Source organism: Collinsella aerofaciens (assembly GCF_019131995.1).
In the GTDB taxonomy this organism is placed as follows: Bacteria; Actinomycetota; Coriobacteriia; order Coriobacteriales; family Coriobacteriaceae; genus Collinsella; species Collinsella aerofaciens_S.
Map to the genome: position 1 here is coordinate 1 of NZ_JAHONA010000060.1, position 1,431 is coordinate 1,431.

1 protein-coding gene is annotated in these 1,431 nt (G+C 70.3%); it reads right to left on the reverse strand.

What is annotated here, in order from left to right; translation table 11 throughout:
- A partial coding sequence (locus tag KSY82_RS10140; protein ID WP_254881810.1) for an IS256 family transposase occupies positions 1-1,305 on the reverse strand: 1,305 nt, incomplete at its 3' end.
- Positions 1,306-1,431 lie beyond the last annotated feature (126 nt).

Below are 1,431 nucleotides of genomic sequence, written 5' to 3' on the forward strand. Positions count from 1 at the left end.
GCCGTGCTTCTCGACTATCTCGTCCACTATCTCCCTGGCGCGCCGCCCGAGCGCGCGGCGCCTCCCCTCTGTCGGGGCCGGCCTGTCCGCGGGCTCGGCGAAGCCCTCGGCGGCCGAGGCCTCGGAGAACATGCGCTGCTGGGACCACTGCCCCTCGGTCTCCATGAGGCTCGCGCACGTCAGGCGCAGCATCGACTCCCTCGAGGGGAAGGACTGCACGACCCTGTAGCGGCGCTTGATCTCGCGGTTGGCGCGCTCCTGGACGTTGTTGGTGCGGAGCTTGGCCCAGTGCGCCCTGGGGAAGGCCGTGAACGCCAGCGCGGAGTCCTCGGCCTGCTCGAAGACCTCGCCGGCCCTGGCGGACACCGACGCCACCCAGGGCGCCGCCTCGGCCCACACGCAGCGCGCGAGGTCGGGGTCGTCCTGGTAGACCGCGGCGTGCACGAGGTCCCTGACGGCCGCCTTTGAGTCCTCGGGCCTGCCCGAGCAGGCGCTCTGGAGGTTGCGCTGCAGGTGCGTCACGCAGCGCTGCCAGGCGCAGCCCTGGAACAGGCGCGAGACGGCGGCCACGAGCCCGGCGTGGCTGTCGGAGACCACGAGGCGAACGCCGGCCAGCCCGCGCTCGCGCAGCCCGCCGAGGAATGCCGCCCAGGAGTCCTCGCTCTCGGTGTCGACCACGTCGCAGCCCAGGAAGTGCTTGCGCCCGTCGGCGCCCAGCCCGATCGCGGTCACGACGCCCTGCGAGACGACCGACGAGCCGACCCTGCAGCTCATGTAGGTGGCGTCGAGCCACGGGTAGCAGCACGGCGTGCCCGAAAGGTCGCGGCGGCGGAACTCCGCCACCTCGGCGTCGAGGTCGGAGCAGAGGCTCGAGACCTCCGAGCTCGACAGCGAGGATATGCCCAGCCTGGACGCCACGCGCTCGACCTTGCGGGTGGACACGCCGCACACGTACATCTCCTGCACGATGGCGGCCACCGAGGTGTCGACGCGCGACCATCGCGCGAGCATGCCCTCGGGGTAGTAGGTGCCGTGCCTGAGCTTGGGTATCTCGAGCTCCACGTCGCCCACGGCGGTCTTGAGCGACCTGGGGCGGTAGCCGTTGCGGCTGTTCTCCCTGCCGTCGCTGCGCTCGTTGCGGCCCGCGCCGCACATCTGCTGGGCCTCGGAGTCCATCAGCGCGTTCATCACGCCGCCCAGCACCCTGCACGCGAACTCGCGCGCGTCGCCGCACTCCTGCCAAAGCCTCGCCGCCTCGAGGGCCTCGTCGCGACCGAGGCGCAGTACACTCTCTTCTTGGGGCATCGCCTTTCCTTCCATTCGTCACCTTCATTACTCCAACGACGAATTCTAGGCGGTGTCCCCTCCCTTTCAAGAAAGAGAAGAGGCGGGGCATGCCCCGCCTCTTACACCACATCTCTGCGCGCTACC